Raw genomic sequence first — 23,118 nt, forward strand, 5'->3', positions numbered from 1 at the left:
AATTCAGCTACTTTTTCCCTGAAAATTAGGTAATTGACCCCCTCAAAATCGGTAAAACCCCACACCCCACACCCTACACCCTACACCCTGCTTCTAGGAAAAACTTTTTCAGCAGACCCTATTTAATCCTAGTTCAGATTCTTGACTTTCGTAGCGAGATGATTCCCGCTCCCCTAGAAGTTATTTTTCCTAGATGATAAAAATCGGGGTTGAAAAATGTTCAACCCCGAAAAAAAGCAATTTTTGAGCGGATTAACCCACTGGTTGTAACTGTAATTGCGAGAGAATATCGCTTTGCTCAGAGCGCTGATGACTAGAGACTGTCACCACGGTTTCAGCAGTTACATCTAATAGCGCATGGTCTCCAGAATTGACTTTTCCCGATAACATCGCCTCGGCTAAACTATCCTCTAAGCGTCGAGTTAAAGCACGACGTAAAGGCCGCGCACCGTAGCTAGGATCATAACCCTCATTGATGACCAAATCCTTAAAAGCGGCGGTAACTTCCACAGAAATACCTTTTTCTGTCAATTGTTTGGCTAGATCTGCGATAAGAATATCGGCAATCTGGGTAACTTCTTCGCGAGTTAACTGTCGGAAAACAATGATTTCATCGAGACGGTTGAGAAATTCGGGACGGAAATATTGTTTTAACTCCTCTGTCACCCGATTAGAAATCTGTTGGTAACGCGATTGAGCAAAATCGTCAGCCATCTCGAATCCTAAGCTATTACCGCCTTTTTCGATGACTTTTGAGCCAATATTCGAGGTCATGATAATTAGGGTATTCTTAAAGTCCACCCGACGACCTTGGGAATCGGTCAAATGACCATCTTCTAACAGTTGCAGGAGAAGATTAAAAACATCGGGATGTGCTTTCTCGATTTCGTCAAACAAAACTACTTTATAGGGTTGACGACGCACTGCTTCCGTTAACTGACCGCCTTCATTGTAACCGATGTATCCGGGAGGCGCACCAATTAACTTAGAAACCGTGTGGGATTCCATAAATTCCGACATATCTAGGCGAATCATACTGGATTCCGAGCCAAAGAGCAACTTAGCTAAGGCTTTCGTTAATTCAGTTTTACCGACTCCCGTGGGACCGGCAAAAATAAACGAGGCAATCGGACGATTAGGATTCTTTAAATTTACTCGCGCTCGACGAATAGCACGAGAAACGGCATTCACTGCCTCCTGTTGGCCAATAATCCGCTCGTGCAGTTGACATTCCAGATTTAAGAGCGATTCTGACTCAGTTTCAGTTAATTGGGTAACGGGAATACCTGTCCAAGCGGCGACAATTTGGGCGATTTCCTCCGCATCCACCACCGGAATTAAAGATTCGGGGTTGATTAGGGGTGATTCTTCCCTAACCTCCGCAGGACTTGTACTTTGCAGGGAATAGCGTAGATGGGTGCGGGATCCCGCTTCATCGAGAAGATCGATCGCTTTGTCCGGTAAAAAGCGATCATTGATATAGCGAGAGGATAGATTAACGGCAGCTTCGATCGCTTTTTGATCGTATTTTACCTGATGGAAATCCTCGTAGGTGGCTTTTAAACCCCGTAAAATCTCGATCGCCTGCTCTTTAGTTGGTTCTCCCACCATAACTGGCTGAAAACGTCTTTCTAGAGCCGCATCTCGCTCAATATGCCGTTTATACTCATCGAGAGTTGTTGCCCCTAAACACTGTAACTCCCCGCGAGCTAAAGCAGGTTTAAGCAAGTTAGAAGCATCCATGGCTCCTCCCATGCTACCAGCACCGACAAGAGTGTGAATTTCATCGATAAACAGGATAATATTGCCCGATTTGCGAACTTCCTCCACAACACCCTTTAAACGTTCCTCAAAATCGCCGCGAAAACGGGTTCCCGCCAGTAAAGACCCCATATCGAGGGCAATTACCTGTTTATCCTGCAAAAGTTCGGGAATATCGCCATTATGGATGCGTTGTGCTAACCCTTCAGCGATCGCTGTTTTGCCCACCCCCGGCTCACCCAGTAAAATCGGGTTATTCTTGCTGCGACGGCCTAAAATTTGGACAACTCGCTCGATTTCTGGCTCTCTACCGATTAAAGGGTCAATTTTGCCATTTTTGACCTCTTGGTTTAAATTGCGACCATATTGGGCTAAAATCCCGCCTTGGGGAGCATTTTTCTGGTCTTCATAGTCACTCTTTGCCGTGAAGCGACCACTAGCGACTTTTTCCCCGGCATTTTTAATTAAAAGGCCGCGAAGTTTGATCAAATCAACACCCTGCATAATTAAAATTTTAGCGGCTAGGGATTCGGGATCGCTGGTGATAGCGAGTAATAGATGTTCAGGTGCGATCGCCTGTTCCCCTAATTGTCGAGCTTCCTGAAATGCTTGCTCGAACATCTTTTTCGCTTTCGGGGTAAAAGGGATATTAACGGGACTGTAACCGGTGCCGCGGCCGGTCATTCCTTCAATCAGGCGGCGACTTTCGTGCAGGGTAACTTTTAAATCCTTGAGAATTAAGGCTGCGGTGGCGGTGGCTTCTCCTATCAATCCTAAGAGCAAATGCTCCGTACCCACGACACTGTGACCGGTACGACGGGCTTCTTCTTGGGCGAACATCACCGCTTTGATAGCTTTCTGGTTAAAGTATTCAAACATGATCGACGGCTTCCTGGCTACTGGGCTTTACCTGTTACTGTAACGTTTTCTTTACATTAGCCGGAAGGGTGATATCCGTATCAGTAGGGTGGGTTAGTCAGTGGTGAGCTTGGGCGATGCTTAAAATCCTTAACAAAAATTAAGGCTACTGGGAGTTATAACTTGACCCCCTGTGCAACTGTCGCTCTACAAAACTAATGCAAAAATGATAATTATTGATGTACCATATAAGGTACGATAACTGAGAAGGTAAGGATTGAAAAGGCTGCCAGCCAAGTTTTTTCGAGCCGAAGGTGGGTCGGAGCCAGTCAAAGATTGGTGGAAAACTCTCAGCCGTGAAGATTGCCGGATTATTGGCAGCGATATCAAGGACGTAGAGTTTAGCTTTCCCATCGGCTGCCCCTGTGCCGTTCACTTTCCGGTTATCAAGACTTATGGGAGGTGCGGAGTAGGGGCAATTCATGAATTGCCCCTACGGGCAGACGCATCACGCGGGTCATCTTTTACATCAGCCGAGGGGAGATGATTCTGCCGCACGGCAACATCGGCGAAGTCCCAAAAACCCCAAAACGGGAAATCTAGTAGGGGCGAACGGCCGTTCGCCCCTACTAGCGCAAGAAGGAACAGGAAAAATATGACCGCTAACCGCCATACTGGCTCCGATTTCGATGATTTTCTCAAAGAAGAAGGTCTTGAGGAGGACTGTAGTGCGGTGGCACTCAAACGGTTACTGGCGCGGCAGTTGGCTGAGGAGATGAAACGGCTCTCTCTGACCAAAACGGAGATGGCGGCGCGGATGCAGACCAGTCGAGCGCAACTTGACCGCCTCCTCGACCCGGAAAAGACGGGCGTTTCTCTCGATACTATCCAACGGGCGGCTTCTGTGGTGGGCCGCCAATTGCGAATCGAGTTGCTCTGAGGGAAGTCAGAAAGTTCGGAGTGCCGCAGATGAAATTACCCAACGGGGAACTGGCAGAAATCTCGATGGAAAAACTGATTGGCTATTGCTTAAATCCAGAACATTCCAGAGGAAAAAATAAAGCCAGAGTCTTTCGCTCTCGTCTGGGAATAACTGCCGAGAACGCTGAGGTTTTGCGATCGCTCATCTCACAGGCTGCCCTGGAGGGGGAAGTTGTGCAACAAGCGGTCACGGAATTCGGCCAGCAGTTTAAAGTGGATTGGACGATACCAAAACGGGAAGGAACACAACTGCGAACTATCTGGGAAATCAGCTTAATTAATCCCAACCCTCGTCTAATTTCTGCCTTTATCAAGTGAAGTACCATGAAAGACATCAAACTTTTAGATACGGTTGCCATCCTCAACTCCGTCCCTCGGGAGCGATTGACTTTAGTTGAGCCAGATTATGAGGCTGTCCCCAGCTTGCCAAGCGGACAGGTGGGAACAGTGGTTGAGGTGTATGAAAAAGGTTCGCGCTATCAATATTTAGTGGAATTTTCTGACAGTCAGGGGCGGGAATATGCGGTGGCTATTCTGCCAGGCGATGAGCTTCTGGTCTTGCATTATGAACTGGAGGTGGCGTGAATTCTGCTTAACGGAAAACGCTATGGCTCAAGTAAAAGTTTTCTATGAACCGGAAACGGAATTACTCACTGTCTTCTGGCAATCCCCCAGAAAGGAGCAGATTTGTACTGAACTGGGGGATGGGGTGATTTTAATTAAGGATTCCACCAGTGGCGAGCCGATTGGCTTGGAAATTCTCTCCTATCGCCCTGGGGACAATCGCTTTGATGCGGTGAGCGTCGAATTGGGGCATTTGAGTCCCGTCAGTTGATATTGGTCGTTATTCGGGTTGTGCTGTAACTCCAAACTCATCTGAGCGTTGAGGAGGCGTTTCCTGACGGAAGGAGGGGATGTCCCTATTGTCCCAGGTGAATCGCTGCCAGGGAGCAAAATCTAAAGATTTAGTAAAATGTAGCGTAGGATACTGTTATGGGGGGGGGAGTGTGTATCGTTGCTTTTAATACTATTTTAGGGTTGGGTAAGACTATTGCTTAACCCGACCTACGCAAGCAGCAAACTCCTTAAAGGATAAAGGTAAAAATGAACAGACTTAATCGAGCATTGATATTGAGCTTAGGTCTTACGGTAGTTTCTGGTGCCTTAGCTTCTAAACCTGTACAAGCAGCTTTAATTTCATTTAACGATACCACTCTAGGGAACGGATCATTCTCCTGGTTACAGCCAGGATTTACACTCTCAGCATCAGCATCGTCTGGAGGAGTGCTTTCAAGCATACCTTCTGGTGAATTTGCAGGCCTTTGGATTTCCCAGTCACAAACGGCATCAGGCGTTTATACGCTAACATTTTCTCAGTCAGTTACTTTAGCAGAATTTCAATTTGATGCTCTTAGTGGAAATGGTCCTCTTCCTGTTGAGACAATTGGTAGCTTTAGTATCTCCTCTGGTTTGCCTGCATTAAGCTATGTAAACCTACAGAACACTGTGTTTGATGGGAGTACAATCACTCAAGTAACTGGAGTGGACAATGGCAAAGGTATCTTGACTGTAACAAGTGCCTCACCCTTCACTTCTTTATCTTTTGTTCATAGTCAAAACCCAGGTCAAAATGGTTTTGTTATTGAGAGAGTTACAGTTGACACGACAGTCACGACGATACCTGAATCTTCCTCTACCTTCGGACTGATCGCCCTCGGTACTCTAGGCGCAGCCTCAACCCTCAAGCGTAAACTGAAGTCCTCTAAATCCACCGGAAAAGAAACCACAAAAGTTGGCTAAATTGCTTCTAAAAATACGACCATTGCCACCCCTTTATTCAGTCAGACCAAGTTTAGAGTAAAACTCGTAGGTTAGGTTGACGCAAGGAAACCCAACAACTTCCCGGAATATTTTCACAATCTTGGTTGGGTTTCGCCTTTTGAGCCGATTGGTAATACCTGCTCAATAATAATAGCTCAACCCAACCTACGGCCTTATCTTTACATTAGCCAGAAGGGGGATATCCGTATCAGCAGGGTGGGTTAGGAGACAGGAGTGGGGAGATGGGGAGTTTTTTGCTGTGAACAGTAAACAGTAATCAATTACCTGAAAACTAAAATCTGATCACTGTAATTAGTAAAACTCGTAGGTTGGGTTGACGCAAGGAAACCCAACAACTTCCAGGAATATTTTCACAATCTTGGTTGGGTTTCGCCTTTTGAGCCGATTGGTAATACCTGCTCAATAATGATAGCTCAATCCAACCCAGGGCTAGAGCGTCTGAGGGAATGCTAGATTTGACCATGACAGTAACTCAGCAGACAAACTACCATCAGGATTTTGGCATGAAAATTCATGGCTTGAGCGGACTAAAACTTTAATCTTTTCTCAATCTTTCTAACAGTTCAGAGCGGGATAAATTCACTAAAGAAAGAAGTAACCCGGTGCGTTCTGAGATGGGAAGTTGGGCAATCTGTGCAACTAGACCAGACAATTCCGAATCTAGGGTTCCAAACCGCCCTTCCAGAAGACTAGCTATCAGCGAGAGTTGTCCCTCTAAAGTGCCTTCCTGTTTTCCTTCTATTTTCCAATCTTCTCGCTGTTTTAGATAGGCTGGTGATAGGTTCATGATGTCCTCCTGTTCCTCGCTACTTAAATTATCTCTCAATTCCAAATTCTTACGCCAGTTGGCTAGAATTTCTAACAAATTTTCTTTAAAAGAGTTATCTTCTGGCAATTGAACTAACTCTTCTACGGCTCTTTTTTGTGTTTCTCCTTTTCCTAAAACCCTCAACCATAAAGTGTCTTCACTCACTGGTAACTGGTGGATGGCAACGATTGCCACTTTGAGGAAGTCAGCTAAAAAGTAAACCCCTTTTAACCAATTCCTCTCATCGCTGTCAGCCCTGAATCCTTGAATCATTCTAGCTGAAAAGGTGGGGGTGAGAATCCATAAAACTGGCAATTCTGCGACCGTCAGAGTTTTGTTTGCCCGTTTCGCCTTTCTTAACAGGTCATTATGAACAGTATATAACTTTGATATACAACTGCGAATCTCTATTTCTGAGGGCGGGTTACGGAAAGGTTCAAACAAACAGGAAGTCGCCGCCATTTTTCCGAGTAAACCTAAAGGGAGTTCGGTCCTTGATGGTGAACTGGCCGGTTCAAACCAGACATCTATTTCTTGAACCTCACTTTTCACTTTCTTACTCTTTTTTATGGTTCCTAGAGGCGCTAACAGTTCCTCTAAATATTCCTTGGCAAATTGGTCGTGAATTTGGCGGGTCATTCTCGGAGATGACTGAGAATATAAAAGGGGATAAACTATCCTATTATATCATTAATTAAAAAGGAATCCAAGCGACAACATTGATCCATGACTAGGAATCAAATTGACTAAGAGAGGAACGTCTTTTAAAAGGAATTAGTTTTTTGATTAATTCAGGTGTAATTAAGCCTTGGGGATAAAAAATCGTTCCCAAAACGATTAAAATTCCAAAAATAATCAAACGACCATCGCGCAAGAAATTCCCTAACCAAATTGGTAAACCATTCACGCCACCGAGGGCGCGTAAAACTTCGGGCAAAGCAGTTAAAACAATGCCTCCCACCACCGGCCCGACAAAAGTTCTTGAACCACCAATTAAAACGAAAGCCAGGAAAATAATACTGGCATCAAAAGTTCCCTGACGGGAATTCCAAGTATTGAGAAAATGGGCGCTTACCGCTCCCACAACTGCCGCTAAAACTGCCCCGAAAGTGAAGGATAAAACCTTGTGATAGGTGGGATTAATTCCCATGGACGCAGCTGCCAATTCATCGGCACGAATGGCATTAAATGCCCGACCAATTTTGATGTTTTCTAACCGATAGAGAAACAGCATAGTTAGGAATAAGAGGGGCAAGGCCAGCCAAAGGTAGGCTAATTGAGTAGTGAAGGGTTGGGGAATGGCGAAAATACCGACCGCACCGCCAGTTATCTCGAGATTAAGGGCAATAATTCTCAAAATTTCTACCCAGGCGATCGTGGCAATGGCTAAATAAATCCCTCGCAAACGGAGAACAGGAATACCTAAAACTATGGCTAATATTCCTGAAATAATGCCAGCAATTAACATTTCTAAAAAGACCAAATTAAGGGGATAATTGCTGCCGGTATTAGTAAAAACTTTCGTGGAAAGAATGGCGGACACATAACCGCCTAAAGCGTAAAAACCGGGGGTTGCTAAGGATAATTGACCAGCCATTAAGGGCAGATAAACTGAAATGCCTAAGATAGACCCAAATATCATTGAAACAATTAAAAAACCATAGGTGTTAAAAAAATCAGCCATATTTTCAGTGAGCGGTTATTGGGTATTGGGGGCTTAAGTTACTGGAGTCAATTAGCTAATTTTATCACCGTTTTCTCCCCTCTGATTCTCTGGTAATTCTCGAAATTATCATAATTTTTTATGTGACACTTTTCCTATATGGTAGCGTTCGCCACCTTAAAAGCAGACGGGATGATCGATGATGGGAAAAGGTATCTTCCTCAACTTTGTCCTGGAAAAAATTCGGGGGAATTTATGAAACAGCAGGATTGGTTACTCGGACTCCTACGGCTGAATTTCCACATAAAATCGCAGTAGCGGCTGAAAAAGTCCTAGAAGCTGAGGATATTATCGGTTTTACCCCAGAAGCGATCCATCAGGTGCAGGCGATCGGTTAGAAACCAGTAATGTGGTTTTAAACGTTTTCAATTCGATCCTCTCACTAATTAAGTAGCTGGTTATAATTAAATTAAAAATGGATTTTAGGTTCGATCCCCCCTGCCCCCCTTGATAAGGGGGGTGCCGATCCCCCCTTAGTCCCCCCTTTAATCCCCCCTTGATAAGGGGGGCATCTGACAACTTTTAACGCCTACCTACTTAGGTTAGAGAAATGATAGATAAATGAGAGGATCATGAGAGAAATATGAAAGTTCTCTGGGTAAAAATTAGTTAAGATAAGGGGAAATTAAAGGATAAACAACTATAGATGTTTACTTCACTCGAACTTTTAACCACTTCCTTTATTGCTGTGGGATTAGCCGCCGATGCCGTGGCCGTTTCTCTGACCAGTGGCCTGATGATTCGTCATATTCATGTTAATAAGGCTTTGAAAATTGCTTTGTTTTTTGGCGGATTTCAAGCGATTATGCCGATTATCGGTTGGGGTATTGGTCTAACTTGTCGCGATTTTCTTGCTTCTTTTGACCACTGGATCGCTTTTATTATTTTAGGGGCGATCGGCAGTAAAATGATCTACGAAGCTGTTCAAAATGATGACGAGGAAAAAAAATTTAATCCTCTAGATTCCTATACTTTAATCGGATTAGCGATCGCTACTAGCATCGATGCTTTAGTAGTTGGTTTGGGTCTATCGATGATTAAAACTCCCTTACTTTTAGCTTGCACTGTCATCGGTTCTATTACCTTTGCTTTATGTTTTATAGCTGTTTTTATCGGGCATAAATTCGGTAATTTATTTAGTCAAAAGGTGGAAATTCTCGGCGGTTTAGTTTTAATATTAATCGGCAGTAAAATCCTCATTGAACATTTAATCGCCTAGATTATCTCCATTTTTCACTATCCTCCCTATTTTCCCCGGCTGTTTTTCAACAGGGGAGTGGCTAATTCGGGATAACCAGCCTCAATTAAAGCCTGATCTCTGATGCGACAGGAATCGCATAAACCGCAGGGTTCAACTTCTCCTTGATAACAAGACCAAGTATCAGCAATGGGAACCCCCAAACTAACAGCACGACGGACGATATCTACCTTACTATCCATCACCAAAGGGGCAATTAATTGGGGTGCTTTCCCTTCTAAACCCGCTTTCGATGATAAATTAGCTAAAGTTTGAAAGGCCTCTAAATACTCGGGACGACAATCGGGATAACCAGAATAATCCACCGCATTAATTCCTAAATATATCGCCTCCGCTTCCCTTGCTTCCGCTAAAGAAAGAGCGATCGAAATAAAAACTGTATTTCTCCCCGGCACATAGGTAATCGGGATAATATCTGGGTTAATTCCCTCTTGGGGAATAGCAATAGATTGATCGGTTAAAGCGGAACCTCCCCACAAAGATAGATTGACTTCGATCAGATGATGTTCTTTAATTTCGAGGAAATTAGCAATTTTTTTCGCCGCTGCTAATTCACGTTCGTGTCTTTGTCCATAACGAAAGGAAAGGGCAATTAATTGATAACCAGCAGCTAGAGCGATCGCTGCTGTTGTCGCTGAATCTAATCCCCCGGAAAGTAAAATGATCGCCTTTTTTGTCATTATCCTAATGTCACCTGTGTTTGTTGATAATTAGCTACTAAGATAAATTGTTTTAGCCACCGCGAACCTAACAAAATCTCCTGAATTGCCTCCCCTGCAAAAACGGGAATTTCGTATTCCTGACCATCAATTCTTACTCTGCCTAAATATATATCAAAAAATGCTTCTCCTTGAGCGGTTATCAATTTATTTTGTCGCAAAAAACGCCAATCAAGACTGTCAGCATCTTGACTATTTATGGCTAAAAACTCGGTAAAACCCGTATCCAGCATGACTTCTGTGGGGAGAATCAATCCATCATCGCCAACTAAATCGATATCAAAATAAATTTGTCCTTTGGTTCCAAATCTCCCTTCAATCATATTCTGCCACTAACTCCAGTTTCATTAATGCCAAAGATATGATGAATTTTGTCGGGATATTTTGCCCTTGCTTTTTTACTGGCCACTTCTTGATCGGGATCGATAAAATAATCGCCGCTATCGGGTTCGATCGCAATGTACCAACCATAATAATGTTTCATTAACCGGGGCTGTAAACTCTGAAAAATCGGCCAACAACGATGATAAAATTCTAATTGTCGGGCGCGATGTTTGGCCTTTTCTTCCTCGGTAGATTGCATCTCTGGAAAAACTCGACCACGACGCACTACTCGTTCAGAATTGTTGTTAGACATAGTATTTAACCTCTTGTTAGTAAATTAGGGATTGGGGAGATGGGGAGTGGGGAGAATAAATAAAAAGTAATCTCCTGACTTGAAAGAGGGTGTAGGGTGTAGGGTGTAGGGTGTGGGGTGTGGGGTGTGGGGTGTAGGGAAGGAAACCTCTTTCATCTCTGGGGGTGAAAATTTTTTCATCGAGACTGACTCCTGATAACTGACTCCTGATAACTGACTCCTGATAACTGACTCCTGACTCCTGACTCCTGACTCCTGACTCCTGACTCCTGACTCCTGACTCCTGACTCCTGATAACTGACTCCTGACTCCTGATAACTGATAACTGATAACTGATAACTGATAACTGATAACTGACTAGCGGACTCCTAAAAACTTATGGGTTTGGAGACTGAGACGCCATTGGGGATGTCGGAGAACATAATTAAAGACTAACTCTTTGCTTTCCACTGTATTCCATTCGGGTTGTAGATATTTAATCACCCCTTCCGATAACTTACTTTCCTGCATAGATGCCCAGTCTAAATCCTCTGGATGAGCCACGACAATTTTTAACTCATTTACCCGTGCATAAATACTAGGATCGGGCATTTTATAAGTTTTAGGAGAAAAAGTCACCCAATCGAAAACCCCAGTAAAAGGATGAGCGCCAGAAGTTTCTAAATGCACCCGTAAACCCTGATTTTTTAATTCCTTGGTCAAAGGATCAAGATTGTGCATTAAAGGTTCACCCCCGGTAATGACCACCATAGCGGGGTTAGCCCCTTTTGCCATCTCAACCAATTCCCGCAGCGATTGTTGTGGATAACGGTGGGCATTCCAAGACTCTTTTTGGTCGCACCAAGGGCAATAGACATCGCAACCTCCCAAACGGAGGAAAAAAGCATTGCTTCCCGTCCAAAAGCCCTCGCCCTGCACAGAATGGAAAGTTTCGACAACAGGATAGGTACAATGGTTTATGCTAACCGTTTTCATAGAATCATTATTATAGAAAATATGGACATTCCCCTGAACTTTGCCAAATACATCCAATGGTCTGGTATTGCCACGCTGGTTTTTTTGGTACTCACGATTATCGCTTTTCTCGTCGGTTGGGGAATCCGCTTTCGTCTCGTCGGTGTCACTAGCTTTATGGCTGTGTTGACGGTGGGGATTTTCGGTCTTGGGTTGGGACTGTTTACCCGTACCGAAATTCCGGGAGCGGTGAGATTCTCCCTTGTCTATGATAACGGAGCTAATCAAGCTGTTATCTCCCTGCCCAATACTGTTACTGCCGAGCAGGTGGAAGCAACCCTAAAACAAGCCGCTAGTGACCTGTTTTCCTCTGGTCGCGCCGGTGCTGGCGGTAATAATCAATTTATCATTAGCGCTCGCACTCTGGTTCACCCTCAGCCCGGTTTATCTGCTCCTTTGTACTTAGGACAGATTAAAAAATCCTTCTCCGCCCTGGGGGATAATACTCCTGAACTACAGCTTTTTCCCGAAAGTTTCGCTAAACTTAGCCAATAATCCTGAGAGGTTGTCAAAAAATGTCCAATGCTGTCGCTGTTTTGCCCCTGTTAATCGCCCCCGCACAAGTGATTCGGGGTGACAATGCCCTAGAAGAATCCACCGGCAAATTAGCGGATTTGGGTAAACGTCCCCTCGTGGTGGGCGGCGATCGCAATTTAGCTTTTTTGTCATCTCCCCTGAAAAATCTCACTCCTAGCTATCACAGTTACGCCCCCGATTGTTCGGAAAATTCCTTAGCATATTTAAAGGCATCTGTCAAGAGTCATGAGGCAGATTTTATCATCGGTGTGGGTGGCGGCAAGGCCCTCGATACGGCCAAATTACTCGCCCATCAGTGCCATTTGCCGATCGCCACGATTCCCACCTCCGCGGCCACTTGTGCCGCTTGGACGGCCCTATCTAACGTTTATTCCGATGCGGGGGCGTTTCTTTACGATCTGTCCCTAGCCCGTTGTCCGGATTTATTAATTCTCGATTACGGTATTATCCAAACTGCCCCGAAAAGAACCTTAATCGCCGGTATTGGCGATGCGATCGCTAAATGGTACGAAGCTTCCGTCAGTAGCGGTCATTGCACAGAAACCCTGATTATTGCTGCCGTCCAACAGGCCCGGGTTTTGCGGGACATTCTTTTCCAAAAATCCCCGCAGGCTCTGGAAAATATCGGCGGGGAGGACTGGAAACAGGTGGTAGATGCCACCGTTTTATTAGCCGGAGTAATTGGTGGTTTAGGGGGCGCTAATTGTCGTACCGTGGCCGCCCATGCAATTCATAATGGTTTAACCCATATTCCCGCTTGCCATCATGCCCTGCACGGGGAAAAAGTCGCCTACGGCATTCTCGCCCAATTGCGTCTAGAGGAAATAGTTTTGGGTAATCAATTGGCAGTATCGGCCCGGGGGCAACTAATCCAGTTTTATGAACAAATTGGTTTACCGAAATCCCTAGAGGATTTAGGATTAAGAGATGTTTCCCTGGCCCAGTTGCGCCACGCGGCCGCAATTGCCTGTCAGCCTAATTCGGACATTCATCGTCTGCCTTTTACGGTTTCCCCGGAACAAGTTATGGCGGCCATGGTTTCCACTACCACTGCCGATACAATCGGGCAGAAAGTTAAAGCTAATTAACGGGAATATTTTCGGGACTGATTATTAACGGAGGCAGGGGGCAGGAGGCCGTTTTTGTAACGGGGATTTATGCCCCGCTCCCAAAACTTTTCGCCTTAAAAGGCGAGGTTTTAGACCCGATTTTTTTCGATAAAATTCTCACCTATAGCCCTAGGTTTTGAGCAGCAAATCAATCACAGCGCTCAACTAAACCATCCTGAAAGTCCCCCAAACCTGAAAATCCTGATGCTGACAATTAAAAGAATAATCACCCTGCAATTGTGGGTTGGGTTGAATGATAGTGAAACCCAATAGGGAGTAAGCGTTGGGGGTGGTGCGTTCCCAAATACAAATTAATGTTAAAGCCACAATGGTTTGAGGGAACGCACCCTACAGGCTCATGCTGAATAGGACAAAAACAAATGGAAGGAGTAAAAAAATGCCGACGATAGATATATAAAAAACACGGCAAGCCTGGACAAACTTAAAGCAAATACTCTTTATCCCTCGCAACGAATCAGAATATGAACAATTAGTAATTATGTTAGATGATTTGATAGATGAAATAGGGGAAAATGAAAATCATCCTCTTGCTTCTTTAATGGAAATGTTGGGAATATTAATAGAAAATTATGAACAGGAGAATGTTCCCCAATTATAAATGGTAGGGGTGGTGCGTTCCCAAATATTGGTTAACCTTGAAATTGTCATGTTTTCAGGGAACACACCCTAGGAAGGGATGCGCACCGCAAAGCGGAACTCTTCGAGATCGCCCTAAATCCTTATCCGGCAAAAGACTTAATTGATTAGTTCGTTCTAGTCGGGTGTTGGGTAAAATCGGTAGCGATAGGCTTTCTCCATGGCTCAGGTTCTAGCATATATCGTGTAAATGCGCTAATATTCAAACTAAAGCCGTCCTCAAAAGACGGGGTTTGGAACTCAATTTTTCGATGACGACAATAATCGACGAGTTAAGGCAACAATGGCAAGATCGCCTCTCTCAAACAGAGGATTCCTTAACCGATCGCCAACGGGATACCATTATCAATTGGTTACTCGGTGAAGATAGCCAACGTTGGGAAAATTTAGATGAGAGAGATTTAGAAATCGCTAAACGGGGATTAGTCTATCTTTGGCAAATTTTACGGCAACGCTATCTCAAAGTTAGTCCCACCCGCGGCTATCGTAACCTGATCGATCGTCTCGGCGCTTGTGTCACTCTCCGGCAAAAAATTCGCACTTGGGTTTCCTTAAGTCGCGATCGTCGGCAAGCGGTGGCCGATGTCTTGCAAGAAATTATTCAAGAGATGTTAAATAGCGATCGCTATCTGCAATCCCAGTTAGCATGGATCGCTCGTTGTACCACCGATCAAGCTACTCGCGATCAGCTGCTGTTAGCCACCCTAGAGGAATACGCTCTGCGTCCGATCCGCAATCAACCCCTGTTAGCCTATCGTTTTGTTAATTATCTCCGTCGTCAATCGAGAAGCGGTATCACTAATGTGCCGCGGCAAGAAATGATCCGGATTCTCTCCGATGAAATTAGTGGCGATGAGGGGGAAAATAGCTTAAGTTTACTGGATCAAAATGCGATCGCTACCTACGAAGATGAACGCACTTGCCAAGAAGCGCAAATTCTCCGGGTAAAAGTTCAAGAGAGTTTTGCTAAGTATCTAGAGGAAAATGTTAGTCCGGAGGCGGTGACTTGGTTTAACCTCTATCTAGGGGGCGAAAGCCAAGATGCGATCGCCTTGGCGATGAATATTCCCGTCCAACGGATTTATCGTCTCCGGGAAAAAGTTGGCTATCATGCGATTAAGGTTTTTGCCCTCAAGGAAGGGACAGAATTAATCAGTGAATGGTTACAAATCAGCCCGAAAGAGCATAATTTTGGCTTAACTCTCAGTCAATGGCAAAGTTTCTATGCTGCCCTTTCTCCCACGGGTAAAAGCGTTATCGATGGCTTAAAAGCGGGTAAAACCCTTGAGGAAATCGCTGGCGAATTAAACTGTAAACGCACACAAGTGGTCAAAGAATGGACGCAACTTTATCTAAGCGCCCAAAGTCTCAGGACAAAAACCTAATCAGTTATCAGTTATCAGTTATCAGTTATCAGTTATCAGTTATCAGTTATCAGTTATCAGTTATCAGTTCACTGAGAAAACTCCCCACACCCCACACCCCACACCCCACACCCCACTTCCCATCCCCTTTTTGATTTTTGACTTCAAGAAATATGTGGATTATTAGCAAAAAAGTCGGGGTATTTACCCATTATTTAACCTCTACGGGTACATTTACCCCCAGCATCGACAAAGCCAGTAAATTTTCTGCTCGGGAAATGGCGGATATTATGGCTAAAAAATACGGGGGAATAGTCGAGGCAATGAAATAATTATGACCATTGGTATTTGGATTTTAGGGGATCAATTATGGACAGGACAAGCGGCCTTAGCTAATCGTCAAGCCTATTCACAGGAAACGCCGGTTATTTTAATTGAATCCCACAATCATATTCGACAAAGACCCTATCATCAGCAAAAATTAGTTTTAATCTGGTCGGCGATGCGTCATTTTGCCGAAGAATTAAAAACTTTAGGATGGTCTGTTACCTACGAAATTGCAGAAGATTTTGAACCAATTTTATCTGCTTGGATTAAACGATTAGGCATTGAAGAATTACAGATCATGATGCCTAATGATTTGCCCTTTCTTAGATTAATTAAAAATCTCAATTTAGACTGTGCTATAACCCTAATTGATAATAATCACTTTCTCTGGACAAGGACAGATTTTAATAATTGGGCTAAATCTCGTAAAAGACTATTACTAGAGGATTTCTATCGAGAAAGTCGCAAAAAATGGCAGATTTTAATGGAGAATAATCAACCCATAGGAGGACAATGGAACTTTGATAAACAAAACCGCAAACCGCCCAAGGATGGATTAAAAACTGCTGCTCCTCTTTGGTTTGAACCCGATGAAATTACCCTTCAGGTTATCGCTGATGTGGAAGCTTTAGATATTCCTAAATATGGAAAAATCAAACCTTTTCGCTGGGCAGTAACCCGCAGACAAGCTTTACAGGTTTTGGAGCATTTTATTACTAATTGTCTGCCCAACTTTGGACCCTACCAAGATGCGATGATAACGGGAGAAGAAACCCTCTGGCATTCCCTATTATCTCCCTATCTTAATCTAGGATTACTAACGCCGTTGGAAGTGATTCAGGGGGCAGAAATTGCCTATAAAAAAGATAATTTAGCCCTAAATAGCATCGAAGGATTTATCCGTCAGGTGTTGGGATGGCGGGAATATATGCAGGGAATTTATCATTATCTGGGAGAAGATTACGCTAATCTCAATTGGTTTGAGCATCAACAACCCTTACCGGCTTTCTTTTGGGATAGTAACCAAACCGAGATGAATTGCCTCAAACAAGTATTATCACAGGTGGAAAATACTGGTTATGCCCATCATATTCAAAGATTAATGATTTTGAGCAATTTTGCCTTAATTTTTGGTTGCTCTCCCCAAGAGATTGAAAACTGGTTTCATAGTGTTTTTATCGATGCCTACGATTGGGTAATGCAGACTAATGTGTTGGGAATGGGACAATTTGCCGATGGGGGAATTCTCGCCTCCAAACCCTACGCCGCCTCGGCCAACTATATTGATAAAATGAGTGATTATTGTCGGGGTTGTCTGTATAAAAAAAATGAACGAGTCGGGGAGTTTGCCTGTCCTTTTAACTTTCTTTACTGGGATTTTTTGGCACGACATCGAGAAAAATTAAAATCCCAAGGTCGAGTTAATATGATTTTAGGTCATCTCGATCGAATGTCGGCAGCTGAACTTAATCAAATGCGCTGCCAGTCCAACCAATTAAGAGCTATCAGTCGTCAGCTTTGAATCAGTTATCAGTTATCAGATGCCAGTTTTCAGTTCACTGATTACTGTTTACTGTTTACTGTTTACTGCTCACTGAAAAACCCCCAACCCCCAAACCCACTATGATAATTGCTATATGAGTAAATCAAAAGAAAAAAACCGGATTGCCTATCAGGAATTTGGAGATAAAAGCAATTCTCAAGCTTTTGAGCGTTCCATTCCTGAATTACCCCCAAATCAGCAGAATTTGCGAGTTCAAACCTCCCGCTCCGGTCGTGCGGGAAAAACCGTTACCATGGTTACAGGTTTTCAATGCCAAACCGAAACTCTGACGAAATTATTAAAACAGTTAAAAACTGCTTGCGGAACGGGTGGTACAGTGAAAGAAAATACCATTGAGATCCAAGGAGATCATCGCCAAAAAATTCTCCAAATTCTCATTGAATCGGGTTACAAAGCCAAAATTAGCGGAGGATAGCTTAAAATCATGATTCCCTCTTGGTTGCTTATCGGTGTCGTCGGATTTTTGGTAGCGTTAGCTGGGGGATTACTCAATTCTCGCGATGTACGTTGGTTTGCGCGATTGCGTCGTCCCGATTGGTTAACCTTTGAAAGATTAATCCCTCTTATCTGGACAATTATCTATATTTGTGGGGCAATTTCTGCTTATTTAGTCTGGGAAGCTCAACCGGCTAATCGCTGGTTTTTGATGGCTTTTTATCTGTTGGTGGAATTGACTATTACTGCCTATACTCCCGTCACCTGTAAACTACGCAGTCTCAAAGCGGGAACGATTATCGGAGGTACGGGTTTTTTCTTGGGTTGTCTTCTGGCGCTCTTGGTTTTCCCTGTTTCTTCTTGGGCGGGCATCCTACTCCTACCCTACCTGATTTGGAGTCCGATCGGTACCTATGTGACTTGGGAAATGATCCATCTCAATCCTCGGGATGTATAGATAGAGTCTGCTGAAAAAGTTTGTTGGTGGGGGCAGGGTGTGGGGTGTGGGGTGTAGGGTGTAGGGTGTAGGGTGTAGGGTTTTACCGATTTTGAGGCGGTCAATTACCTAATTTTCAGGGAAAAAGTCCCGGAATTTTCCCCCCGATCACTCCCATCGCAGGTACTTTTTGATTTCAAAAAAGTCTAAAGATATTATCCAACAAGGTTTTTAGATTTATTCAGCGAACCCTAGACAGGTAAAGTGGGATGGGTTAAAAATTAACCCATCCCACAGATCTTATTGCCATCTACCAACTTTAAAATCTAGACTGTTTTTTCCGCTCTAACTCGCTCTACCCTGCGAGGAATGGAGCAATCAAGGAAGTTAGGAACCTCCTGACGACAGTGAGGACAATACCAGTAGGCACGACCAACCACAAGGTGACGAAGGGTAATTCCCGAACACATAGGGCAGTTGTGCATGGATTGTTAGACTAATTTTAAAAGCTTTTAAAATTGTCCTACCTCCTGAAATAATCCTAAACAAAATCGCCGCTCTTTAACTCTAACTTTAGGTAGAAACCTAGTGTTTCTTTCGATAGACTTCCCAGAAAATACCTAAGGATGAGGACGGAAAAGATGGGAGTGTTGCGGGTGATAAAGTTGCGATCGAGTTCCTGTAATCTGGTTTAAAGCGGGACTAATTAGATAAAGGGTAGTTCTAGTTAAATTTTCCCGATGGGTTAATTGGGCCATCTCTGACAGGGGGACAACCCAGATTTTTTCGTCGGGCCAACCGAGACGGAAACAAACGGCCACTTGTTGCTCTGGCTGGTAGTATTGTAGGAGTTTTTCCTGGGCTTTGTCAACGTGACGAGCGGCTAAATATAGGCATAAACTGGCTTTATGAGCGGCTAAAGAGGCTAATTCTTCACTTTCTGGTATATGAGAGGCTTTTCCTTCCACCCGGGTTAGAATAATTGTCTGGACTAATTCCGGAATCGTTAATTCTAGGGCCAATTTGGCCGCTAATCCTTGAAAGGCACTAATTCCGGGGATTAGCTGAAAGGGGATATCTGCTGCTGTCAAAAGATGAATTTGTTCTTGGATGGCACTATAGAGACTTAAATCCCCCGATTGCAGTCGCACCACCGCTAAACCCCGACGCACGCGATCGATCATTAAAGGGATAATTTCCTCTAGGGTGATGCTACTGGTGGGAATTAACTCGGCATCTTGACGAGTATCCTCAAGAATCTGTTTAGGGACGAGGGAATCAGCAAAGAGGATAACATCGGCTTTTTGGAGAATTTTATAGGCTTTTACCGTCAATAATTCCGGATCTCCGGGGCCCGCACCAATAAAATAGACGGCCGGGGAGAGCGCCGAGGAGTCAATTAAAGTCATACTAAATCCTGTTTACAAGGGAAGTGGGGTGTGGGGTGTGGGGTGTGGGGTGTGGGGAAGTGGGGAAGTGGGGAAGTGGGGAAATTTCAACTAAAACTCCAAAACCCTAAAACCCCAAAACCCAACCCCGATCATTAACCTGAACATTTGTATTTAATTACGGTGAAACTGACTATACAATATTAATGATAAAGCACGGTCAGCATTGACAATGATTAGCGATCAGTCCCTCCCCCCCCAAAATATTGAAGCGGAAGAATCTATCTTAGGTGGCATTTTGCTAGATCCAAAAGCGTTAGGTAGAATCAGTGATTTTTTAATTCCAGAAGCTTTCTATGTGAAAACCCATCAAGATATTTATCGTGCGGCGCTTGCTTTACAAGGGAAGGGAAAACCGACGGATTTAATGACGGTTAGCAGCTGGTTACAGGATAATTTTCTGCTGGAGGAAATCGGGGGAATGCCGCGATTGTTACAATTAATTGAGCGCACTGTCTCGGCTGCTAACATCGATCGCTATGCTGAATTAGTGATGGATAAATATATGCGTCGTCAGTTAATTTCCACCGGGGGAGAAATTATTGAGTTAGCCAGGGATACGACGCTAGAATTAGAAAATGTTTTCGATGAATCGGAACAAAAGATTTTTCGTCTCACCCAAAAACGACCCCAGGAGGGTTTAATTTTTCTGGGGGATACTTTAATCGAAACTTTTAACGAAATTGAGAAAATGCAGGAGACCACCACTCTACCCGGTATCGAAACTCAATTTTATGATCTCGATGCGATGACCAGTGGTTTACAACCCTCGGATTTAGTTATTATCGCGGGTAGGCCTTCCATGGGAAAAACTTCTTTTGCTCTTAATATTGCCTATAATATCGCTCAACAGAATTTACCCGTGGCTGTCTTTAGTTTGGAGATGTCCAAGGAACAATTAGCCCAACGTTTGTTATCGAATGAGGCTAAAATCGAAAGTAATCGGATTCGCTCGGGCCGTTTGGGACAAAATGATTTAGAGAAGGTTCTTGGGGGACTAGAAAAGTTATTAAATTTGCCCATATATATCGATGATAGTGCCAATTTAAGTGTAATTCAAATGCGTTCCCAAGTGCGGCGTTTACAGGCAGAAAAAAAGGGGCAAATGGGATTAGTTTTAATCGATTATCTGCAATTAATGGAAGGGGGAGGTGATAATCGTGTTCAGGAACTTTCTAAAATTACCCGCAGTCTTAAGGGTTTAGCGAGAGAAATTCATGCTCCGGTAATTGCTCTTTCTCAGTTAAGTCGTGCTGTGGAATCTCGCAATAATAAAAGACCGATGATGTCCGATTTACGCGAGTCGGGATGTTTAGCGGGTGATAGTTTAGTTGAGTTAGCCGCTCCTCGTGCTAAAGTGCCAATTTGTCAGTTAGTTAATTGCTCTAATTTTACGGTTTTTGCTCTTAATGAGGAAACAATGAAATTAGAAAAAGCACTGGTAACTAAGGTCTTTTCCACAGGATTTAAGCCAGTTTTTCGATTAACAACTCGTTTAGGTCGCACGATTAGAGCTACAGCCAATCATAAATTTTTGACTGTCCACGGTTGGCAAAGATTAGATGAATTAAATATCGGTAATTATATCGCTTTACCTCGCTCTCTGAGTAATTCAGACCTAAGGTTTAATTGGGATGAAGTTATGGCAATTCAAGCGGATGGAGAGACAGAAGTGTATGATTTAACAGTAGATAAATTGCATAATTTTATTGCCAATAATATCATCGTCCATAATAGTATCGAACAGGATGCGGATTTAATTATGATGTTATACCGAGATGAATATTATAACCCCGATAGTCCCGATCGAGGTGTGGCCGAAGTAATTATTACTAAACACCGTAACGGTCCCACCGGCACAATTAAGCTACTTTTTCAACCAGAATTTACCAAGTTTCTTAATCTTAAACAAAGTCGCTCTAATTATTAAAATGCAAGCAACTATTAATTATAAAACTCCCAATTGGCTCTTAATACTTTTGGCAATTATCCTAACTCTCGGTGTGGTTTTTCGTTTTGCAAATATCGATCAAAAAATCTATTGGCATGATGAATCCTACACCACCATTAGAACCACTGGTTATCAAGCAAAGGAAATCGCTGATACTATCTTTCAAAACCGTCTTTTATCTACCACAGAATTAGGAAAATTTCAACAACTGAAACCAGAAAGTAATGTTTTTGACACAATAAAATCTCTCGCTAAAGAAGACCCTCAGCACCCACCTTTATACTTTATTATCTCTCGCTATTGGGAAAAAATATTCGGTTTTTCTCCCGTTTCTTCCCGCAGTTTAGCGATTGTTTTTAGTCTTCTCTCCCTGCCATTTATTTACTATCTATCCTTAGAATTATTTGCAGCAAAGTTAACGGCAATTTTAGCAGTAATTTTATTAGCACTCTCTCCAATTGATATAATATTTGCTCAAATGTCCCGTCAGTATAGTCTTTTGGTTTTGTTAACGATAATCAGTCAATTACTGCTGTTAAAATGCCTCAAAAAAAGAACTCTTGTTAATTGGTCTTTATACACCGTCGCTAATACTCTCGGACTCTACACTCATCTCTTTTTTATTCTCAACTTATTTGCTCAAGCAGCCTTTATACTTTGGTATCTTGTTATGAAACCAGAGCGAAAAAATAACTTGATATTTTTCCTGTTATCTGGGTTAACAATGATAATTTTATATATACCCTGGTTACAGGTTTTTTTAACTAACTCTCAAAGGGCCTTTAATTCCACCAGTTGGGCTGCCGTTAACTATCTCGATTGGGGATTGTTCGGTAAATTATGGCTCTTAACTTTTACTTGTCCATTTAGCGATAGCGATTTTGGTTTTAATAACATCTTCACCTATATATATAGACTGATTTTTTTAATCTTAATTATCTATGCTTTTTATCGAGTTTATCGCTACAATCACCCCATAGCTTTTACTTTTCTGATTACCTCAACCCTAGTACCTTTCCTAGCTTTAGTCATTCCCGATCTAATTTTGACCACCACTAGATCGACTGTCACCCGTTATCTAATTGCGACTTTTCCCACTATCTATATAACTGTAGCTTTTTTCTTGTCACAATTGCTTAATCAAGGCAAAATTTTAGGTAAAATTATCTTGACTTTTTTGTTAACTGCTAGTATAATATCGAACTTCAATAATGCTCTTTCCGAAACCAGTTGGGCAAAAGTTCCTAGTTATTGGAATGGCGAAGTTGCCAGAAAAATTAATGCTGTACCTAAGGCCATTGTTATCAGCGACGAAGGTAATGACTGGACTAACTTAGGTGATTTGCTTTCCCTTAATTATCGTCTTAATGCTGATGTACAATACTTCCTGACTACCACTAACCCCGATACCGATAAGTTAAAAGAAGTCCTAGAAATTCCCCAGGCCAACTTATTTCTTTTTCGTCCTTCCAATCGGTTATTACTGACCCTAGATCAATTCGATATTCGTCTTGATGATTTCTATCCTCAAGGTCAATTGTGGCGAGGGAAGAAATAGGTAAATATATAAGTAGGTGGGTGGAATTAAATATAAAATGAACGTAGGTTGGGTTGAAGCATGAAACCCAACGCCCGCATGGGTTACGCTACCGCTAACCCATCCTACAAATAATTGTGCCTACCTACTTA

29 protein-coding genes are annotated in these 23,118 nt (G+C 43.1%); 18 read left to right on the forward strand and 11 right to left on the reverse strand.

The annotated features are described in order from the left end of the window. Positions 1-252: 252 nt before the first annotated feature. Entirely contained in the window at positions 253-2,640 is a 2,388-nt protein-coding gene (locus PX482_RS03950) for an ATP-dependent Clp protease ATP-binding subunit (protein ID WP_288122084.1), read from the reverse strand. 634 nt (positions 2,641-3,274) lie between these two features. On the opposite strand from PX482_RS03950, the gene PX482_RS03955 reads away from it, so the two are divergent. The 5 genes from PX482_RS03955 (at position 3,275) to PX482_RS03975 (ending at position 5,400) form a co-directional block, all read left to right on the forward strand. Further along, complete coding sequence (locus PX482_RS03955; protein ID WP_002756982.1) at positions 3,275-3,559, forward strand: helix-turn-helix domain-containing protein; 285 nt, start codon at positions 3,275-3,277, stop codon at positions 3,557-3,559. Between the two features lie 29 nt (positions 3,560-3,588). After that, on the forward strand, positions 3,589-3,918 hold the full coding sequence (locus PX482_RS03960; RefSeq protein ID WP_002756983.1) for a DUF6883 domain-containing protein: 330 nt from the start codon (positions 3,589-3,591) through the stop codon (positions 3,916-3,918). Positions 3,919-3,924: 6 nt separating this feature from the next. Further along, the gene (locus PX482_RS03965; RefSeq protein ID WP_002756984.1) at positions 3,925-4,185 is read left to right on the forward strand and encodes a DUF4926 domain-containing protein; all 261 of its coding nucleotides are present in this window, start codon (positions 3,925-3,927) and stop codon (positions 4,183-4,185) included. Positions 4,186-4,207: 22 nt separating this feature from the next. Further along, positions 4,208-4,435, forward strand: coding sequence for a hypothetical protein (locus PX482_RS03970; RefSeq protein WP_002756985.1), 228 nt, complete (start codon positions 4,208-4,210; stop codon positions 4,433-4,435). A 269-nt stretch (positions 4,436-4,704) separates the two neighbouring features. Further along, positions 4,705-5,400: a hypothetical protein gene (locus PX482_RS03975; protein ID WP_002756986.1), complete on the forward strand. Its 696-nt coding sequence runs from the start codon at positions 4,705-4,707 to the stop codon at positions 5,398-5,400. Between the two features lie 577 nt (positions 5,401-5,977). On the opposite strand, the gene PX482_RS03980 is transcribed toward PX482_RS03975, so the two are convergent. Then, on the reverse strand, positions 5,978-6,889 hold the full coding sequence (locus PX482_RS03980) for a hypothetical protein (protein ID WP_002756987.1): 912 nt from the start codon (positions 6,887-6,889) through the stop codon (positions 5,978-5,980). Positions 6,890-6,980: 91 nt separating this feature from the next. After that, positions 6,981-7,934: a branched-chain amino acid ABC transporter permease gene (locus PX482_RS03985; RefSeq protein ID WP_002756988.1), complete on the reverse strand. Its 954-nt coding sequence runs from the start codon at positions 7,932-7,934 to the stop codon at positions 6,981-6,983. 206 nt (positions 7,935-8,140) lie between these two features. On the opposite strand from PX482_RS03985, the gene PX482_RS03990 reads away from it, so the two are divergent. Both PX482_RS03990 and PX482_RS03995 read left to right on the forward strand, forming a co-directional pair. Next, positions 8,141-8,311, forward strand: a complete 171-nt coding sequence (locus PX482_RS03990) for a hypothetical protein (RefSeq protein ID WP_002756989.1) — start codon at positions 8,141-8,143, stop codon at positions 8,309-8,311. Between the two features lie 308 nt (positions 8,312-8,619). Next, positions 8,620-9,192, forward strand: a complete 573-nt coding sequence (locus PX482_RS03995) for a manganese efflux pump MntP (protein ID WP_002756990.1) — start codon at positions 8,620-8,622, stop codon at positions 9,190-9,192. 26 nt (positions 9,193-9,218) lie between these two features. On the opposite strand, the gene queC is transcribed toward PX482_RS03995, so the two are convergent. The 5 genes from queC to PX482_RS04020 form a co-directional block, all read right to left on the reverse strand. Then, positions 9,219-9,911 carry a 7-cyano-7-deazaguanine synthase QueC gene (gene queC, locus PX482_RS04000; protein WP_002756991.1) on the reverse strand — a complete coding sequence of 231 codons (693 nt, stop codon included), beginning with the start codon at positions 9,909-9,911 and terminating at the stop codon, positions 9,219-9,221. Beyond that, positions 9,911-10,273, reverse strand: coding sequence for a hypothetical protein (locus PX482_RS04005; RefSeq protein WP_002756992.1), 363 nt, complete (start codon positions 10,271-10,273; stop codon positions 9,911-9,913). Before PX482_RS04005 ends, queC begins: the two co-directional genes overlap by 1 nt. Further along, complete coding sequence (locus PX482_RS04010; protein WP_002799114.1) at positions 10,270-10,587, reverse strand: hypothetical protein; 318 nt, start codon at positions 10,585-10,587, stop codon at positions 10,270-10,272. Before PX482_RS04010 ends, PX482_RS04005 begins: the two co-directional genes overlap by 4 nt. Before the next feature lie 24 nt (positions 10,588-10,611). Continuing rightward, the gene (locus tag PX482_RS04015; protein WP_288024902.1) at positions 10,612-10,767 is read right to left on the reverse strand and encodes a hypothetical protein; all 156 of its coding nucleotides are present in this window, start codon (positions 10,765-10,767) and stop codon (positions 10,612-10,614) included. A gap of 177 nt (positions 10,768-10,944) precedes the next feature. Further along, positions 10,945-11,562 carry a 7-carboxy-7-deazaguanine synthase QueE gene (locus tag PX482_RS04020; protein ID WP_043998817.1) on the reverse strand — a complete coding sequence of 206 codons (618 nt, stop codon included), beginning with the start codon at positions 11,560-11,562 and terminating at the stop codon, positions 10,945-10,947. Between PX482_RS04020 and PX482_RS04025 the strand changes: the two genes are divergently transcribed. The 3 genes from PX482_RS04025 (at position 11,539) to PX482_RS28030 (ending at position 13,866) form a co-directional block, all read left to right on the forward strand. After that, positions 11,539-12,096 (forward strand): Ycf51 family protein, encoded by a 558-nt coding sequence (locus tag PX482_RS04025; protein ID WP_002756998.1) that lies wholly within the window; start codon positions 11,539-11,541, stop codon positions 12,094-12,096. The two genes, PX482_RS04020 and PX482_RS04025, sit on opposite strands and share 24 nt — an antisense overlap. 20 nt (positions 12,097-12,116) lie before the next feature. After that, a complete protein-coding gene (locus PX482_RS04030) occupies positions 12,117-13,226 on the forward strand; it encodes an iron-containing alcohol dehydrogenase family protein (protein WP_002756999.1) in 1,110 nt (369 codons plus the stop codon). 472 nt (positions 13,227-13,698) lie between these two features. Continuing rightward, the gene (locus PX482_RS28030) at positions 13,699-13,866 is read left to right on the forward strand and encodes a hypothetical protein (RefSeq protein WP_502846643.1); all 168 of its coding nucleotides are present in this window, start codon (positions 13,699-13,701) and stop codon (positions 13,864-13,866) included. 155 nt (positions 13,867-14,021) lie between these two features. Here the strand turns inward: PX482_RS28030 and PX482_RS27615 are convergent, their stop codons facing one another. Next, positions 14,022-14,066, reverse strand: a complete 45-nt coding sequence (locus tag PX482_RS27615; RefSeq protein WP_110980728.1) for a helix-turn-helix domain-containing protein — start codon at positions 14,064-14,066, stop codon at positions 14,022-14,024. An 89-nt stretch (positions 14,067-14,155) separates the two neighbouring features. Between PX482_RS27615 and PX482_RS04035 the strand changes: the two genes are divergently transcribed. The 6 genes from PX482_RS04035 (at position 14,156) to PX482_RS04060 (ending at position 18,051) form a co-directional block, all read left to right on the forward strand. Beyond that, on the forward strand, positions 14,156-15,289 hold the full coding sequence (locus PX482_RS04035; RefSeq protein ID WP_002757004.1) for a HetZ-related protein 2: 1,134 nt from the start codon (positions 14,156-14,158) through the stop codon (positions 15,287-15,289). Further along, positions 15,241-15,423, forward strand: a complete 183-nt coding sequence (locus tag PX482_RS04040) for a hypothetical protein (protein ID WP_071824956.1) — start codon at positions 15,241-15,243, stop codon at positions 15,421-15,423. Before PX482_RS04035 ends, PX482_RS04040 begins: the two co-directional genes overlap by 49 nt. 18 nt (positions 15,424-15,441) lie before the next feature. Then, positions 15,442-15,600: a hypothetical protein gene (locus tag PX482_RS04045; protein ID WP_002750171.1), complete on the forward strand. Its 159-nt coding sequence runs from the start codon at positions 15,442-15,444 to the stop codon at positions 15,598-15,600. Positions 15,601-15,602: 2 nt separating this feature from the next. Continuing rightward, a complete protein-coding gene (locus PX482_RS04050; RefSeq protein ID WP_002757006.1) occupies positions 15,603-17,117 on the forward strand; it encodes a cryptochrome/photolyase family protein in 1,515 nt (504 codons plus the stop codon). A 115-nt stretch (positions 17,118-17,232) separates the two neighbouring features. Beyond that, positions 17,233-17,574: a translation initiation factor gene (locus tag PX482_RS04055; RefSeq protein WP_002757007.1), complete on the forward strand. Its 342-nt coding sequence runs from the start codon at positions 17,233-17,235 to the stop codon at positions 17,572-17,574. Between the two features lie 9 nt (positions 17,575-17,583). Continuing rightward, positions 17,584-18,051, forward strand: a complete 468-nt coding sequence (locus PX482_RS04060; protein ID WP_002757008.1) for a TspO/MBR family protein — start codon at positions 17,584-17,586, stop codon at positions 18,049-18,051. On the opposite strand, the gene PX482_RS04065 is transcribed toward PX482_RS04060, so the two are convergent. Further along, on the reverse strand, positions 18,006-18,155 hold the full coding sequence (locus tag PX482_RS04065; RefSeq protein ID WP_196219780.1) for a hypothetical protein: 150 nt from the start codon (positions 18,153-18,155) through the stop codon (positions 18,006-18,008). The genes PX482_RS04060 and PX482_RS04065 overlap by 46 nt on opposite strands. A 495-nt stretch (positions 18,156-18,650) precedes the next feature. Next, positions 18,651-19,439: a precorrin-4 C(11)-methyltransferase gene (gene cobM, locus PX482_RS04070; RefSeq protein ID WP_002757009.1), complete on the reverse strand. Its 789-nt coding sequence runs from the start codon at positions 19,437-19,439 to the stop codon at positions 18,651-18,653. Positions 19,440-19,650: 211 nt separating this feature from the next. On the opposite strand from cobM, the gene dnaB reads away from it, so the two are divergent. Both dnaB and PX482_RS04080 read left to right on the forward strand, forming a co-directional pair. Beyond that, positions 19,651-21,408 (forward strand): replicative DNA helicase, encoded by a 1,758-nt coding sequence (gene dnaB, locus PX482_RS04075; protein ID WP_002757010.1) that lies wholly within the window; start codon positions 19,651-19,653, stop codon positions 21,406-21,408. Position 21,409: 1 nt separating this feature from the next. Next, positions 21,410-22,987, forward strand: coding sequence for a glycosyltransferase family 39 protein (locus tag PX482_RS04080; protein ID WP_288024910.1), 1,578 nt, complete (start codon positions 21,410-21,412; stop codon positions 22,985-22,987). Positions 22,988-23,118: the final 131 nt, after the last annotated feature.

This window comes from Microcystis sp. M53602_WE12 (assembly GCF_030065455.1).
Taxonomy (GTDB): domain Bacteria; phylum Cyanobacteriota; class Cyanobacteriia; order Cyanobacteriales; family Microcystaceae; genus Microcystis; species Microcystis aeruginosa.